General features: G+C 70.0%; 1 protein-coding gene. It reads left to right on the forward strand.

Annotation, left to right across the window (positions count from 1 at the left end):
- Window positions 1-11: 11 nt before the first annotated feature.
- On the forward strand, window positions 12-176 hold the full coding sequence (locus CCN39_RS53025) for a hypothetical protein (protein WP_434781116.1): 165 nt from the start codon (window positions 12-14) through the stop codon (window positions 174-176).
- Window positions 177-203 lie beyond the last annotated feature (27 nt).

Here is a 203-nt window from a genome sequence, read left to right on the forward strand (position 1 = left end):
CGCGAAGCGGCGTGAAGAACCTGAGCCAGACCGAGCGGGTCAGCGAGCTGGCCCGGATGCTCGCGGGCATGGACAACGAGACCGGCCGGGCGCACGCGGAGGAACTGCTGGCGACGGCGGAGAAGGACAAGACGGAGTTCGAGCCGAAGAAGAAGCGCGCGGCGAAGAAGAAGTAGCGTCGCCCGGGGCTGGCGGGGCTGGCG

Origin of the sequence: Amycolatopsis kentuckyensis, assembly GCF_002155975.1 — a bacterium.
Classification (GTDB): Bacteria; Actinomycetota; Actinomycetes; order Mycobacteriales; family Pseudonocardiaceae; genus Amycolatopsis; species Amycolatopsis kentuckyensis.